Annotated in this window: 11 protein-coding genes; 3 read left to right on the top strand and 8 right to left on the bottom strand. The window is 39.8% G+C overall.

Translation table 11 applies throughout. The features are described from left to right. Positions 1-85: 85 nt before the first annotated feature. The gene (locus tag QR40_RS00665) at positions 86-1,489 is read right to left on the bottom strand and encodes an ABC transporter substrate-binding protein (RefSeq protein ID WP_044292914.1); all 1,404 of its coding nucleotides are present in this window, start codon (positions 1,487-1,489) and stop codon (positions 86-88) included. Positions 1,490-1,725: 236 nt separating this feature from the next. On the opposite strand from QR40_RS00665, the gene QR40_RS00670 reads away from it, so the two are divergent. The 3 genes from QR40_RS00670 (at position 1,726) to QR40_RS00680 (ending at position 7,016) form a co-directional block, all read left to right on the top strand. Beyond that, positions 1,726-3,462: a cache domain-containing sensor histidine kinase gene (locus QR40_RS00670; RefSeq protein ID WP_052430641.1), complete on the top strand. Its 1,737-nt coding sequence runs from the start codon at positions 1,726-1,728 to the stop codon at positions 3,460-3,462. Continuing rightward, positions 3,437-4,945: a response regulator transcription factor gene (locus tag QR40_RS00675; protein WP_044292915.1), complete on the top strand. Its 1,509-nt coding sequence runs from the start codon at positions 3,437-3,439 to the stop codon at positions 4,943-4,945. The genes QR40_RS00670 and QR40_RS00675 overlap by 26 nt, the downstream gene beginning before the upstream one ends. A gap of 73 nt (positions 4,946-5,018) precedes the next feature. Then, positions 5,019-7,016: a DUF5722 domain-containing protein gene (locus tag QR40_RS00680; protein ID WP_044292916.1), complete on the top strand. Its 1,998-nt coding sequence runs from the start codon at positions 5,019-5,021 to the stop codon at positions 7,014-7,016. A 61-nt stretch (positions 7,017-7,077) separates the two neighbouring features. Here the strand turns inward: QR40_RS00680 and QR40_RS00685 are convergent, their stop codons facing one another. From QR40_RS00685 to QR40_RS00715, 7 genes are all read right to left on the bottom strand, one after another. Next, on the bottom strand, positions 7,078-7,947 hold the full coding sequence (locus QR40_RS00685) for a hypothetical protein (protein WP_044292917.1): 870 nt from the start codon (positions 7,945-7,947) through the stop codon (positions 7,078-7,080). A gap of 415 nt (positions 7,948-8,362) precedes the next feature. Further along, complete coding sequence (locus tag QR40_RS00690) at positions 8,363-9,112, bottom strand: response regulator transcription factor (protein ID WP_044292918.1); 750 nt, start codon at positions 9,110-9,112, stop codon at positions 8,363-8,365. Positions 9,113-9,196: 84 nt separating this feature from the next. Continuing rightward, positions 9,197-10,081 carry a carbohydrate ABC transporter permease gene (locus tag QR40_RS00695; RefSeq protein WP_242858427.1) on the bottom strand — a complete coding sequence of 295 codons (885 nt, stop codon included), beginning with the start codon at positions 10,079-10,081 and terminating at the stop codon, positions 9,197-9,199. 10 nt (positions 10,082-10,091) lie between these two features. Further along, positions 10,092-10,973 carry a carbohydrate ABC transporter permease gene (locus tag QR40_RS00700; RefSeq protein ID WP_027293771.1) on the bottom strand — a complete coding sequence of 294 codons (882 nt, stop codon included), beginning with the start codon at positions 10,971-10,973 and terminating at the stop codon, positions 10,092-10,094. Between the two features lie 109 nt (positions 10,974-11,082). Continuing rightward, positions 11,083-12,537 carry an ABC transporter substrate-binding protein gene (locus QR40_RS00705; protein ID WP_027293770.1) on the bottom strand — a complete coding sequence of 485 codons (1,455 nt, stop codon included), beginning with the start codon at positions 12,535-12,537 and terminating at the stop codon, positions 11,083-11,085. A 168-nt stretch (positions 12,538-12,705) separates the two neighbouring features. After that, positions 12,706-14,562, bottom strand: a complete 1,857-nt coding sequence (locus tag QR40_RS00710) for a sensor histidine kinase (RefSeq protein WP_044292919.1) — start codon at positions 14,560-14,562, stop codon at positions 12,706-12,708. A 194-nt stretch (positions 14,563-14,756) separates the two neighbouring features. Further along, positions 14,757-16,199 (bottom strand): phosphoglucomutase/phosphomannomutase family protein, encoded by a 1,443-nt coding sequence (locus QR40_RS00715; RefSeq protein ID WP_027293768.1) that lies wholly within the window; start codon positions 16,197-16,199, stop codon positions 14,757-14,759. Positions 16,200-16,212: the final 13 nt, after the last annotated feature.

Below are 16,212 nucleotides of genomic sequence, written 5' to 3' on the forward strand. Positions count from 1 at the left end.
AATTGTGAAATTTTTTATATACTGCCGGAGTATTCCCCGGCAGCATCTGAAATTATGAATTTAATTTACTGACTGATACCCCGCACTATTTTGCGTTATTGTCAACTTCGCCCTGAATCTCCTGTGCAGCTGCTTCTGCGGTTGCACCTGTAAACATACTTACGATGGAGTTTCTGGTTCTGTCCTGCATGGATGTCAATGGATCAAAGTCGAATACGTCAACACCGATACCAGTTGATGTTCCGCCTAATTTTACATTTTCAACAAATAATGGTGAGCATTTGCTTTCGTCAAGATCGATATCTGTTCTCGGGATTAAGAAAGCAGCTTCTTCTGCATATCTCTTAGCAGCATCTTTGTTTGTCAGCATTTTTAATAATTCAATTGTCAGGTCTAATTCTTTTCCCTGTAATTTGCCGCTTACCATGTATGGGCTTAATGTCTGCATATCTTCGTTTTTAAATTCCTCTTTTTCTTCGAAATATGGGAATTTTGCAACTTTGATACTGTCAGCTACAGGTGTTTTTTCTTTATCTGTAAAGGTTCCGATGTTCCATGGTCCTGTGATAACCATTGCTGCTTCACCCTGCTGGAACTGTGTCATAGCGATATCATCTGTGATACCAGCTGCACTTGCATCGAATGCACCTAAATCGATTAAGTCTTTTTCTTTCTGTAAGGTTTCAACAACGTCACTGTCTGTCCATTTCTTTTCACGGGTTCCAAGCAGTTTCGCTGCTTCTGTTCCTAACCATTTGTAGAAGATCTGGTCATGTAAATGTCCTGCCATGTAAGTACTCTGAGCTCCCATAGCAATCGGGATTACACCGCTGTCTTTTAATTTTGTAATAGCATCTGTAAATTCTGTCCATGTTTCCGGGAATTTATCAACGCCTGCAGCTTTGAATAAATCTTCGTTATAATATACACCGATCAGTCCGGATTCCATTGGTACTGCGTAAGTTCCTTCCTGTCCAGGTACCTGGTAGTATGCAAGGGAACCTTCTGTAAATCCGCCGCCCCATTCTTTATCTTCATCTAAATACGGCTGAAGATTTAAGATCATGCCGTTATCAATATACTCAGAAAGGTTTGCAACACCCTGGATTCTGAAGATATTTGCCATCGTTCCGGATGCAATATCTGTTGAGAGAATATTGTTAAATGCAGACTCATCACTCTGGGAATCATCCACGATTGTTACATCCGGATGTTTTTCCTTAAACTCATTGATGATATCATTGTAGATATTAACCTGAGTTGTTGTTCCTGCCATTCTGGTCAGAAGACGGATCGTAACTTTTTCACCATCACCGGATCCTTCTGATTTTGCCGCATCTGTTCCGTCAGCCGCTTTTGTTTCTCCAGCTGCCTGTGTATCACCTGCTGCTTTTGTTTCCTTTGTGTCGGATGAATTACCGCATCCAGCCAAAGCTCCAACGCACATTGCACTTGCCAGTAATAATGCTGTTACTTTTTTCATTCTCATTGCTTCTTCTCCTCCGTTTTTTATATTTTTTTAAGTTTTCATTTCTTAAGTCTTAATCATTATAAAAAATTTCCCCGCAAATTAGAATGGTCATTTTCTATTTTTTTTGTACATTTTGCATTTCATTTGCAAAAAGCATATTCCTTACGTAGACTTTTTGTCTAAAATAATATAATATAAGGAAGATAATAGGAGAAACTAAAAATCTCTTTATTTATAAGAAAGGAAATTTTTTCATGAATAAGAAAAATTCTGCCTCGATACAATCTAAATTTTTCCTGAGCAGTGCCGGGATTGCCATAGCATTTATGGTCGTTTTGCTTCTTAGCACGTCTTTTATTTTTTATAAACATTTTATTGCTTTGGAAACAAACTCCGCATTGCGGCAGTTAGATTATATTTCTTCTCAGCTAGATTATTATTTGACATCTACCAAAAATTATTCTAAGACTATTATTATAGATAATACGGTACAGTCTCTGATGCGTAAATATAAAGATAATCATACTGCCTTTAATGCTGATGACAAACGAAATATAACCGCCCAGATTAACCGCATTGTACAAGCCACTCCCTTTATACATGCGGTAACCATATATTCTTCAGAAAAAGATATGGTGGCTACTACTGAGATTTATCCCTATGATACGACTCTTGATGATGTTCCGGTAGATACGGAATCCGTATGGGTACTTCGCACAAAGCACCCGCAGACAAATCGTTATCAGAATATGGAAGCGGTCTCTTTAGTCCGTCCTTTTTATCATTATCAGACAGCCTCCCTATTGGGCTATATTGAAATATCCATACCGGAGCACACAATTTCCCAGATTTACCGGGATAAGATTACCGAAACAAATCATATATTTATGGCAGATGAATCGGGCAATGTGCGAAGTTCTGATAATTCCATCTCCCTTGGCTCCCAATATGACTCTTTTTCTTTATTAAAGCCGACTACCGGGGATGAATCCAGATTTACGTCTCATTCCATTATATTATATAAGTATTTTCCTACCCTGGACTGGTATATTATAAACGAAATTAATCTTCTGGATTTTATCAGGCCAACCATGTTTTTATTTTTTATAACCATGATGATCACACTGATATGTATCGCAGTATGTATCTATGTATCCCATAAGGTTTCCCATACCATCAGTTCTCCTATCGACCATCTGATCCATCACACGCGGACGATCAAGGAAGGAAACTGGACACCCGTACAGGAAGAATGCAGCGATACGGAGATCGGAGAATTATTTAAGGCTTTTAACAGCATGATTGCAGCCCAGGAAAAGTTAAAAAATGACCTGCTGGAATCCCAGAAAATGAAAACTAAAATTTCACTGGATCTGCTTCAGCAGCAGGTGAATCCGCACTTTCTCTATAATACCCTGGATAATATCTGTTCCCTTGCTGAAATTGATGAGAAAGAGACTCTGATTGATATCGTAATGAATCTATCTACTTTTTACCGGGAAGGCTTGAGTAATGGTAAGTTTTACATTACAATAAAAGAAGAGCTGGAAATAACAGAAGCCTATCTGCACATTATGCAGGTGCGATACTTTAATAAATTTGATTACTATATTCACTGCCCCGTTTATCTGTATGAATATCCCTGCCTGAAACTGCTTCTGCAGCCGATTGTGGAAAACAGCATTTATCACGGGATTAAAGAGCTGGAATATAAAGGTGTTCTTGAAATCATGGTCACGGAATATACCGATGCTATCCGCATTGTTGTGCAGGACAACGGCATTGGTTTTTCAAAGGACGCATATGACCAGATATGGCAGGCTGGCAGCGATCACTTTGGTATTAAAAACATTCATCAGCGTATCCAGCTTTATTACGGAACGGAATATGGCCTGGAAATCGCTAATCGCCCTGAAGGAGGCTGTGTAACAACAATTACAATTGGAAAGGAGGCCGCAAATCAAAATGACCTTAAATCTGCTGATCGCTGACGATGAATATTTCATCCGACAGCGTTTAAAAAAAATTATTCCCTGGACTGCTCTGAATCTGAACTTTATCGGTGAAGCAGAAAATGGACTGGAAGTCATGGAACTGCTGGAGCAGCACCCGGTGGATATCATTATACTGGATATTAAAATGCCAAAAATGACAGGAATTCAGGCAGCGGAACAAATTCACGAGGATTACCCTCAGACAAAAATTATTATTTTATCCGGCTATAATGACTTTGAATATGCCCGTACTGCCATGCGGTATGGAGTTACAGAGTATCTGCTGAAACCAGTAGATACTCTGGTGTTAAAAAGTACTTTGGAGGATTGTATTGAAAAAATAGCCCTCTCCCGAAAACAGCACCGCCAAATTGAAAAACTTAACCATTATGAAAAATGTACTGCCCTTACAAATGTGCAAAACGGCTCTCTTGATATTCAGACACTTTATACAAATTATCCGGAATTTTTACAAATTACCCATGCTCTCTATATCGGTGCTTTTGTATTTGAGGATACAGAGGTGGCGGTTCATCGGCTGATCACATCACTCCGGCTGAAAGGTTTCCAGTGTGAATACACCCAGGAAGCAGAGTATATTTATGTGCTGCAGATCTTTTTTACAGCCAGACAGGCATCTCATCATATTGGCAGCATATTAACTGAATTTGTGGAAAAGGAAAAGCATTTTGTATTTCTGAGCGTAGGCAACCTATTTGCCTTAACAGAAAGCTGGAACCCTTATTTCAAACGGGTTCTCCACGGTTTGAGCCAGCGCTATTTTTCAACAGGTTCAAATCTGCTGCTGGAGTACGCCGCTACGCCGGAACCTGATTATTCCATTGATCTGCCTAAAATAAGGCAAAATATTACCTTACATCTCAATGGAAAAGATGAAAAAACATTTTCTGATTACATCGAAGAGTTGTTTTCATCCATTGAAAAGAAACACAGTGTTGACTATTTATACCTGATCGTAACGGAATTGTTTATGACTTTCCATATTTATTACCACATACTGGAGAACACGCCGCAGAATATCAATGAATTTATATCCTCCATACTGGATGAAGAATATACTCTGGATAGTTTAAAAAATACGGCAATCCACTACGGCTTGCAATGTATCCAGCAAAATGACACCTCCCCTTCGGATGTGGCTTTAAGCAAGAAACTGATGTCCTACATTGATGAACACTATCGTAATCAGGATTTATCGGTAGCTCAGATCGGCGATATCTTTCAGTTAAACCCCTCTTATATGGGCAGTGTATTTAAGAAAGTAAATGACTTATCCATCCTTCAGTACATTACAAATGTACGAATGGAAGCTTCTAAGCGCCTGCTGGAATCTAATCAATACAAGATTTCAGAAATTGCGGAACAGGTTGGCTACTCTGATGTATTTTATTTTAGCAAACGTTTCAAAAAATCTTACGGATATTCTCCAAAAGATTATGCTCTTCGTAATAAAAATTAACAAATTAAACTGAATAGCTTTTTATGCGTAAAAAATACGCAGGTAGTCGAAGAACTACCAGATGGGAGATTATATGAAAAAGAAATTAATGGCAGTCCTGTTAGCTCTATCTATGGTGATACCTGTTAACAGCATTTCGGCACTTGCCGCAGAAACAGCATCTGCAAAGATCCAGGAATCTCAAATGTATGATGCCGAATCGTCAGGTATACCGGAAAATGGAATTACAACAATTGATACTACAGAAAATGATGTTACAACAATTGATACTACAGAAAGTGAAGTTACAAATAGCGATGATTCGGATTTAAATACCAACAACCAAACCTCTTCTTCGGAATCAGAAATCCCTCTGACTGAAATAAAAGAGGAAACTGAAATGACAGAAACCGAAATGGCAGAAACCGAAATGACAGAAACCGAAAAAACTGTATGTGAACTTACAGAAAAAATAACGGAACCCCTTACCGAATCAGAGAAGGAGTCGCCGGTGGGTCTGGTATCCGCCCCAAAGCAGCAACGCACAAATGTTTCCGAAACGGAACCTGCTTCTGCCAAGACATCCAATAAAGCTAAGCAGAAAAAGCAGAAAGAATACGCTCCAAAATCCAATTCAGCACAAATTACCAGTTGTAAAGGCAGTGGTGTGGATCGAATCATGATAAAGGCTAAAATCGCCAAACGAATTAAGAGTACTGATTCGTATTACTATCTCGTTACCGTAGATCCCAATTCTGGTAAAGTAATTAAAAGGACTGCAAGAACGGCAAAGAAAACTTCCGTAACTTTTGCATTAAATACAGCAGAACCCAATAAAGGATATGCATTGGCAAAATATGCAATAGCCGTAAAACAAAAAAAAGGATATAAAGTGATCAGCAGTGCCAAGTATGTAACAAATCCGGAAATTACTGCTAAAAACTCACATACATATGAAACCGGTAAAACAAAAAAAGGAATCCAGTTTACAACTACCCAGGATGTTGAAAAAGTGGATGCAAAGAATACATTTTTAAATCTATATGCATCGACAATTTTATCGAATCCGGATACGACTTATAAATACAATGGAAAGACTTATCATTTTAACAGTCTCCGGGGATATGAAGTTGCAGTATCCGAATTTAATGCCAAAGAAATCAATGTAACTTTACAGTTGGGCTTGGATTGGGGTGACGGCAGCTATCAGGATTTAATTGCATCCCAGGCAAGAAGTGAAGGGCATATCCTTTATACCTGGAATACCTCCAGTAAAGCGGCGAGAGAAAAAATGGAGGCTATATTCAGTTTCCTTGCTTCAAAATTCAGTACCAGTGAATGCCATGTATCCAATTGGGTTTTAGGAAATGAGGTAAATTCCTGTAATCTTTGGAATTATAAAGGCAGCATGAGCAAGACTAAATTTATCAATTCCTATTCATATGCTTTCCGCTCCTTATATAACGCTGCAAAAAGCAACTGGAGCAATACTAAAGTATTTATTTGTCTGGACCATTGCTGGAACACTGCAGATGCGGGATATACGGCAAAAGACTTTATGAATGCCTTTGCAAAGAAAATAAAGAGTATGCAGAGCGGTATTAATTGGAATGTTGCTTTTCATGCTTATCCGGCACCTTTAACAAGTCCTGATTTCTGGAATAACAGTGCTGTTTCATCCAAAGAAGATTCACCTTATGTCACAATGGAGAATATTCAGGTCTTAACAAATTACGTTAAAAAGCATTATGGCTCAAAAACCCGTATTATCTTATCGGAGCAAGGATTCAGTTCCTCAAAAGGTGAAGACGTCCAGGCAGCTGCAATCGCATACGGCTACTACAAAGCTGCATGTAATCCCATGATTGATTCCTTCATCATAAGAAGTTATAGCGATGAACCCGGTGAAACTGCACAGGGCCTGTATATGGGCATCAGCGGAAAAAAAGCATATAATGTGCTCAAATATATGGACACCAAAAATTCAGGTAAATATACCAACAAATACCTGAAAACCATAGGAAAATCCAGTTGGAAAAAGGCCGTTCCCGGCTACACCCCAAACAGGATCTATAAGATGTACCGTAAATAAAATCACAACCGGCAGAACAACTGGCAAAGTTCTGCCGGTAATTTAATAGTAAAACACACTCCTACTTTACGGGTATCATTTTGGGTAATTTAAGGATATCTTCAATTGCCATTTCAGTAATTTCAGCAATCTCCTGTATGGTTTTCCCTGCACGAATCATATTTTCCGCTATTTTAATCTTATTTCTATGTTCACCTTCCAAGATACCCTCTTCCAACCCTTCCTCAAATATAATTTTCTCAACTTTTAACATTCGGATTTCCCTCCTTATCTCTTCCGCCAGCCGTCTGCTTATAATCTTATCAGCAAATGTCAATAATCCAGCCAAAATAAATGTACGATCATTTTCAGCTTCCAATTCTTTTGCTAATATAATAATCTTTTTTAAAAGAATCAGCTTCTCCTCTTTTCCTTTTACCGTCAATGGCAATATAATCATTTGCATTTTTTCATCATCTGTCAGATGCTCACGGCATTTTATTTTCTTATTTATATTTTCATAGATCGAGTCAGTATCCAAACCGCAAAGAAATGCCTGCTCAATTTTAAATGTAAGGCATCCAATATCCAGAACATCGTTTGCATGTTCAACATCCGATGTATACAGAATTAAGACCCTTATTTTCACACCGAACCAATCCTTTCCCAGCCTTTTTAGAATTCTGCAGACATAGCCCAGATAATCTATCAGGTCTTCATTCAAAAATTTACTCTCATAATCTACCAGGACAATGCTGTTATCAGCCAACAAAAACAAATTGTCTAAACGCAGTTCATTTACCTGCAGGCTGGGCAGATTGGTTGGCAGCACTTCAACGATCTTCGGTAGTTCGATTCCGTAAACGGAAAATGATTTTTCTTTTAGTGACTCTGCAAATATTTTCGATAAAATATCTTTATTTTGATAGGCAATTCCTTCCAGTTCGTGCACTCTCCTTTATTTGCAAATGTACAATCATACATATACCACACCAGAGTATGTCTTAAAAGACAATATAATAAAATATATACGTATCATCTACTTTGCTTAACAACATGGGGTTTTGATTTGAATAAATCAGAAGTGATCAGATTATAAAATAAAAAAAGATAAAAGACAAAAAATAAAAATACACATAAACAGATTGAAACAATCTCTTATTATTTTTTAATATAACATAACAGAAAGAATAAATCAAGATATTTTTCTATTAGCGGTGATATTCCGATCGTCAATTTACGCAAAATAAAAACGAAAAGGCACCTTCCGTTAACCGCCAACGGAAAATGCCCTGCTGCCCTCATACCTTAGAGCGCGTTTGAATATTCTAACCTGCCTTCTTAAGCTCCCAATTTTCAAACACTCTCTAAACCTCATGATTCCGATATTCATTTGCGGACATTCCTGTCTGCTTTTTGAACACCCTTGAAAAATGTGCCATATCCAGAAATCCCACTGCTTCTGCTATATCCCCGATTCGAAGGGAAGGATCCTTTAACATCTCTTTCGCATGTTCAATTTTTGTATGGTTTAACAGCTCTGAGAAACTTTGCCCTGTATGGCGGTTAAGAAGCTTACTCAAATGCCACTGGCTTACGTAAGTCTTCTCTGCCACCTCCAGAAGCGTTATTTTTCGATTATAATTGTCCTCAATATATTTCAATGCATTTTTAACGATAAAACTGCTGGCTGCACTGTCGGAACTCTCCTCCACTGCATCCGCCTCTCCGGTAATTTTCTTCTTCCGGAGATTTTGCACCATTGCATCTACAGCTTCCTCTATTTCACTCATATTAGAAGGCTTCAGCAAGAACCTGGTCACCCCCAGGCGGATGGCTTTCTGTGCATAATCAAAATCCCGGAATCCGGTCAGAATGGTAATTTCCATGTTTTCAAATTCTGATTTCAACCCGGCTGCCATTGCCAGCCCGTCTAGTCCCGGCATAGAGATATCGGAAACTATGATATTGGGCTTATGCTCCCGGATTACTTCCTGTCCTTCAATGCCGTCATTTGCCGTGGCAACAACTTTACAATCCCATTTTTTCCAATCCACACTTCTTGAGATTCCTTCCACAATGATTGGCTCATCATCAATAATTACTACTCGATACATAACTACGGCCCCCAGTACTTTTCTTGTCCAGACAGACACATCCACAGACTGAAATGATCCCTTTATCTGGATAGTATATCCATATTATCCCTTAATTGCACCCGCTGTCAATCCCTTAATAATGTTTTTCTGCAGGAAAATGTATACAATTAATACCGGAACTACAATCAGGGTTACCGATGCCGCCATGAGTCCGAAATCCGTTCCGTACTTGGAACTGATCATTTCTAATAATGCACAGATCGGCATATTTTTTGGATCACGCATCATCGTTTTCTGTACAAACAAATCATTATAGGACCATAAGAAGCTGAAAATTGCTACGGTAGAAAGGGATGCTTTACATAGCGGTATAATGATTTTAGTGAATACCTGGAATACATTGGCACCTTCCATATATGCCGCTTCTTCCATCTCGATTGGCAGTCCCCTTAGAAATCCCATCATTACGATTGCCGCAAAGCTTAAATTTCCGGCTATCTGAGGGAGAATAACTGCAATCGGCGTACTCAGAAGATCTGCTTTTACCATCATTCTCAGTACCGGTATAATTGTGGAGAATACTGGAAACATCAAACTTGCCACAATAAAACTGTCCATGAAGTTTTTTCCCTTGAAATTATATCTGGTCATCGCAAATGCCATCATGGTTGAAAGCAGCATAACACCCAGTGTTACAGATCCTGAAATGGTAATACTGAACCCATAAGCCCTTAAAATATTCAGGCTTTCAAATGCTTTCTTATAGTTTGCCAGATCAAATGCCTGAGGCAGACTGAATGAATTACTGATTACTTCAGCAGACGGTTTGAAAGAGTTTAGGAACACCCATAAAAATGGAAAGATTGTAGTGACTGCCCATAAAATCAGCACCGCATAAATTACAATTTTCCCAATACCGGCCTTCTTTTTTGGTATCTTCAAATCCATTGAAAATTCTTTACTTTTACTATATCTTAATTCCGTCATAACCGTCCTCCTACATGTTTGCGTCTGGTCTGGCAACTTTTGTAACGATCTTGGATACGATAACTCCTAAAATAACGATCAAGATTGCGATTGCAGAGCCATAGCCATAATCATTTAATTCAAATGTGGTCTGGTACATATAAGTTCCCATAAAATGTGTCAGTCCATAAGGAGCTCCCTGACTGGCAATTACCCAGGGCAGATCGAATACCTTTAAAGCTCCTGTTACCGCCAGGGTAATACAGGTACAGAAAACACCGCGAAGCATTGGCATTGTGATATAAAATACCTGTTTGAACTTACTGCATCCGTCGATGGATGCTGCCTCATATACCTCTTCCGGTATGTCACTTAATCCGGTCAGCAGTATTACAAAATAGAAGCCCACATAAGACCAGAGCGTTGGTATACATACCATGATAAATGCAAGGCTCTCACCCAGCCACTTGACCTTGGCAAATCCCAGTGCGGTTAATATCTGATTTAACATACCGGAATCGTAGTTATAGAATAATTTAAACAGTAAGCCGATTGCTGTTGCTGAAATAACAATCGGGAAGAAGTATACGGTTCTGAAAAACTGCTGCCCTTTTTTGATATTGCTTACCAGTACAGCTAAGACAAATGCAATTCCTACTTCAAAAATTACGGTTAGAAACATCATTTTTACAGAGTTCCCAAGAGCCACACGGATCATAGGATCGGAAAACAGTTTCTGGAAATTTTCAGCGCCCACATACCGGAATGCACGGCCCGGCATTGCTACTGGAACGGACATATCATAAAGGGCATTTTTGATATTTTCTACAAAGGGTACGTACAGGAATATCACAAGAAATAAAATTCCTGGAATCAAAAAGATGAGAAGCGGCCATTTTTTCTTATATAACATGGTGAATTACCTCCTGTTTTAAAAAATACACTGAATTTTGGGTATAAAGAAGCAGAGGGGGCGGTTTTGAAATCTCCCTCTGCTCACAAGGACAATATTTATTTCTTTACTACTCTATGGTTTCACCGTTTTTATAACGTGTAATCATATCATTGATAATGTCTTCAGCCTTCACCATACCTGCTGCCATACCGGAAATCTGGCTGGTCAGTGCTTTGTATGTGTTGTATCTTGCGTCAGTTGGCAGTACCAGTCCTTTTGCTGCCTGAGCATACTCAAGACCGCTCTTAGCCAGGTTGTCAGAAGGCATTTCATCTTCAGAGATTTCACAGGTCGGGATACCTGCACCATTCCAGTATTTCATAAGGGAATCCTTACAGGTCTGAGCCATGACAAACTTGACTGCTGCATCTCTCTTGTCAGGATCATCCCATGCTTTTCTTGTGATATAGAATCCGGAAGATAAACCGCTTACCATATAGCCTGCTACATCTGCTGCCTGATCAGGTACACCCGGGAAAGGAACGACTACTACGTTTTCTTTATCATCAATACCATTCATTCTCCAGTTGCCGTCTAACTGCATTGCAGCTTTTTTGCTGTTAAATAGCTGCTCTGCGGATGAGTTGTCGATGGTATCGGTATCTTCAGGGAATGCGCCCATTTCTTTCAAAGTCTTAATGACTTCAATTCCTTTGATCCAGCTTTCAGGTGCTTTGTCCGGCATGGAAACATATTCTTCCTGTCCAGCTGTATACAACATACAGAACTCAACCCAGTAATGAGGTACTTCATTCAGTGAACAAGCAATGGGGATGATATCTTTGCTCTTAAATGTCTCAATTGCTTTTGTAAAGGAGTCCCAGTCGGTAGGAAGTTCTACGCCATTTTGTTCAAATACATCCTTGTTACAGAAAAGTCCTTCCCAATAACCCGTTGTGGGAACTGCTCTTTTCACACCATCTGCATTTTTTACTTTTTCCAATGCATCCGGTAATGTATCCCCCGCATACTCCGGATATTCTTTTACGATTTCATCGTAAGGTACTAATTTATCGGTAGAAATAATATCATTTGCCGTAGCATCTACGAAGAACTGCAATACATCCGGTTCATTTCCTACGGAAAAGTCTGCTGCGATTCTGGATTTCCACTCTTCATTGGATACCTGGGAATCATCTTCCAGCGTTACATTTGGATGCTGTTCCATAAATGCTTTATTCACTGCCTGATAAACGATGGCATTGGGGTCTGTTCCACCGAACATGGAAACGGTCTTAAGGGTTACGTCTTTACCTCCTGCAACTTCTTCGGCTGCCTTTTTTGATGTTGCTGTCTCTATCGCCGGTGCGCTTTCCGATGCTGCTTCGGTTTCTTCGCTGCCGCCTTCTGTAGCTTCTTTGGTTTCTCCATCCGCTGCCGGAGCTTTTGTTTCCTCTGATGCTGCACTTGCTTCTGTTTTCTTTGCCTCTGTTGCTGCGCTTGTGGAGCTTCCGCAGCCTGCCATCATGGACATCGTCATCGCTGCTGTCATTGTTACTGCCAATACTTTTTTGAGTTTCATACTTATTTCCTCCCTATGAGTTTTTTATTTCTATGAGTATTTCTCTCATTTCTTATAATCCTATTATACTTGCAATGACCTCAAAATGCATTAGACCTACTTGACATTATTTGTTCATTCTTGCCCTCTTCACAAGAATGAACAAATCCTGCGACAAAGTTACCCGTTTTATTCCCCAATTTTACCGGTACTCTGCAATTCTTTTTGTGCCTTTTGTCTATTAATTTCTTCCTCTTTGTCCATTTCCTTCTCATAGGGCAGCGTAATGACGGATTCCGTTTTGCCATCCTCACCCGGTGTAATCGAAAGCCCGTACTGCGCCCCGTAGATCAGCTTGATCCGCTCATTTACATTGCGGATTCCAAGAGAAGTATGCTGCCCCGGCTCAGCCTTGATACTTCCGGGGCTTCCGGACAGGATCGCGTTAATTTTCTCCATATCTTCCCTGGTCATAGGCTTTCCGGAATTGAATACCTTTACATAGATCTTTGTTTCATCATGGAATATCTGTATTTCTATAATACCGTTTTTTACCTGCTCTATCCCATGTACTACGGCATTCTCCAAAAGCGGCTGCAGAATAAGCCTTGGTACCTTTACCTGTAACAGACTGTCATCAACCTTCCATTCCACTTTCAGACGCTTTCCAAACCTCATAGATATAATATAGAAGTACGCATCCGCACAATGCAGTTCTTCTGCAAGGTTAATCAGGCGGCTTCCTGCCCTGTCCATCCGGTAATCCAGTACTGTACTCAGGGATTCGATCATTTTACTGATGGTGGTATCTCCGGACATTCGCGCCTGCCAGTTCATCATTTCTAAGGTGTTATTCAGAAAATGCGGATTGATCTGTGCCTGGAGTGCCATAATTTTAGCATCTCTGCGTGCCAGCTTTTCATCATAAGCATAATCGAACAGATACTTTACCTGTTTGGACATCCGGTTAAAAGAATCCATCAGATATGAAAATTCTGCATTTGGCATATTTTCACCCTCCACCACAGTTCCAAGCTGTCCCTCTTCAATGGCTTCGGAAGCCCGGATCATCCGGCTGACCGGAATACTTACCTGCTTATTTAAAAATTTCACCCCGTACATTAGAACCGGAATTAGTATCAATATTATACATGCAATAATCTTGTATAGATTATACAGTGATTCATAAAATAATGCCTTACTTACCAGAAATGCAACGCCTACGTTATAATCCCTGCACTTTTTTTCTTTCAGATAACCTTTGTAGCTGTTGCTTAAATCCATCTGGATTGTGTCATCTTTATTCTTATCATACTTTTGAAACAGTGCCGGAAAGTATTTCAAAGATGCATCCTCATCCTGATTTCCCACCAGAACAAATTCCTCACCATCATTAAAGCAGATTGCCGCATTGACGCTTAAGTCCATCTGGATATTTCGAAACAGCTGATCCTGGTTCAATTCTACAATTAACGTTCCAAACTTAATATACTTGGTTACCGTATACATATTCCGGACAATATATATCCGCCCGTCCACTACGCGGAGTACCGCATCCGAAGAATGGCCTTCAATGAGATCTTTCATTTCCCCATGGATCTGCTCCATATAACTTAAGTAAGAAAATTCATTATTTGCAGAATAACATAAAGGCTCATCGTCGCCTTCCAGATAGAAAGTAAACATACTGAATTTCTTGTCTATGTAAAACTTGCTTTTCAACTCATTATTAATGTCCTGGTAAAACTGATTCTTATTTGTCTCACCTTTCCGGTACTTTCTCCAGGCTTTTTCACATACACCTTCATAAGATGGTTTTTTCGATGCCGTAATTGCCTCATCAATTCTCTGGGAAAGTGTAGATGTCACATTTTCTATGCCCAGATTCAACATCATTTCCGATTTTTCTAAAATTTCATTCCGATAAGAAAAAACCATAAATACAAATAGTACCAATAGCGGTATTACCCAGCAGAGCATAATGAAAAAAAGCATCCTTGATTTCAAAGATCTGGGCTTTTGTGTATTCTGAGACTGATTTTCCATAGTCCTGAACCTCCCTCTTCCATGGGTCTATTGTAACATAGTACCCTTGCGTTTTGCATGAAAATTTATGGATAAATCCACTTTTTCTCCTATCAAAAGAGAGCAGATACAGTACGAATTGATGTACTGCATCTGCTCTGTTCTATTTCAATCATCCGTGTAAATACCGCCTGCATTCAAAACATGCCACCCACTCAGACGGGTTCACAGGTGATCCCCAGAAACTCTTCAAAAAGCCCGCAAAGTTCAGAAGCTTCTTTTGGCTTTGGCATTTCACAGAAAATCCGAAGAAGCGGCTCTGTACCCGAAAATCTTGCGCTGATCCAACCTCCATTTTTGAAATAGACCTTGCATCCGTCCAGATAGGATACCTTCTCTGCTTCTGTTTCAATCTCGGGCAGCAGTTTCTGTATCATCAGTATGTTATGGATTTCTTCTTTTTTCTCCTGACTGAATTTATAAGCCCGCTCTTCCATATGCAGAAATCCATACTCAAGTTCAATGTCCCTGGCAATCTGGGATATCTTTTTACCGGTTACTGCGATCATCTCAATCAGAAGTGCTGCTGCATAAATCCCGTCTTTTCCATTGATATGCCCCCGTACCGTCAATCCTCCGGAAGATTCTCCCCCAATCACAGCATTGGTCTCCTGCATCTTAGCAGACACATATTTGAATCCTACCGGAACTTCATAGCATTTTTCTCCGAAACTCTCCGCTACCCGGTCCAATCTGTGGGTGGTGGAAATATTTCTCACTACTGCCCCATGCCATCCCTTATATTTCACCAGATAGTAATACAGCAGCACCAGGATATCATTTGGATGAAGGAATCTTCCGGTATCATCAATCACACCGATGCGGTCGGCATCTCCATCTGTTGCGATACCAATATCACATCCTCTGTCCAGTACATAGTTCTGAAGAGAACGGAGGGTATTGGCATTTGGCGCCGGCAGCTTACCTCCAAACAGGGTATCATGACGTTCATGAATTACTTCCAGCTCACAGCGTGCAATAGAAAGCAGCGTTTTAATGGAGGTCTGGCTCACGCCGTACATAGGATCCAATGCCACCCGCAGCCCCCGTTCTTTTATGGCTTCCATATCTGTCGCAGCTATAATATTATCCAGGTATTCGTTTAAAGGATTGAACTCTGTTACCAGCCCTTTCTCCTTTGCTTGTTCATATTCCATAATTTCAATGGCATTACCCTTGCTGCATCTTTCTTCCACTTCTGCGATATAATCTTCTATATTTCTGGTCTGCTCTTCATCCGCATCCCTGCCTCCATGGGTGAACACCTTAATCCCATTATATATAGCAGGATTATGGCTTGCCGTCACCATCATGCCATAATGAAGTCCATGCTTCATAACATAATACATGATCAGAGGAGTCGGTGAAGAACGATTGATAAAATACGTATGGATTCCTTCTTTCGCGAAAACTTCACATGCCCACATGACCGCTTCTTTCGACAAAAATCTCCGGTCGTAGCCAATCACCATTCCGTCTTCTTCTACCCCTTCCGCCTTCATTTTCAGTACCATTGCCATTGAGAGTTTCTGTATATTTTCTCTTGTAAATTCGTCACCAATTACGGCTCTCCAACCGCCTGTTCCAAAATGTACCATAATCTTTTCGCCT

The organism is Robinsoniella peoriensis (assembly GCF_000797495.1).
Taxonomy (GTDB): domain Bacteria; phylum Bacillota; class Clostridia; order Lachnospirales; family Lachnospiraceae; genus Robinsoniella; species Robinsoniella peoriensis.

Excerpts from the sequence above, each read along its gene's own strand:
- QR40_RS00665 (WP_044292914.1), bottom strand. The coding sequence starts at position 1,489 with ATGAGAATGAAAAAAGTAACAGCATTATTACTGGCAAGTGCAATGTGC.
- QR40_RS00670 (WP_052430641.1), top strand. The coding sequence starts at position 1,726 with ATGAATAAGAAAAATTCTGCCTCGATACAATCTAAATTTTTCCTGAGC.
- QR40_RS00675 (WP_044292915.1), top strand. The coding sequence starts at position 3,437 with ATGACCTTAAATCTGCTGATCGCTGACGATGAATATTTCATCCGACAG.
- QR40_RS00680 (WP_044292916.1), top strand. The coding sequence starts at position 5,019 with ATGAAAAAGAAATTAATGGCAGTCCTGTTAGCTCTATCTATGGTGATA.
- QR40_RS00690 (WP_044292918.1), bottom strand. The coding sequence starts at position 9,112 with ATGTATCGAGTAGTAATTATTGATGATGAGCCAATCATTGTGGAAGGA.
- QR40_RS00695 (WP_242858427.1), bottom strand. The coding sequence starts at position 10,081 with ATGACGGAATTAAGATATAGTAAAAGTAAAGAATTTTCAATGGATTTG.
- QR40_RS00700 (WP_027293771.1), bottom strand. The coding sequence starts at position 10,973 with ATGTTATATAAGAAAAAATGGCCGCTTCTCATCTTTTTGATTCCAGGA.
- QR40_RS00705 (WP_027293770.1), bottom strand. The coding sequence starts at position 12,537 with ATGAAACTCAAAAAAGTATTGGCAGTAACAATGACAGCAGCGATGACG.
- QR40_RS00710 (WP_044292919.1), bottom strand. The coding sequence starts at position 14,562 with ATGGAAAATCAGTCTCAGAATACACAAAAGCCCAGATCTTTGAAATCA.
- QR40_RS00715 (WP_027293768.1), bottom strand. The coding sequence starts at position 16,199 with ATGGTACATTTTGGAACAGGCGGTTGGAGAGCCGTAATTGGTGACGAA.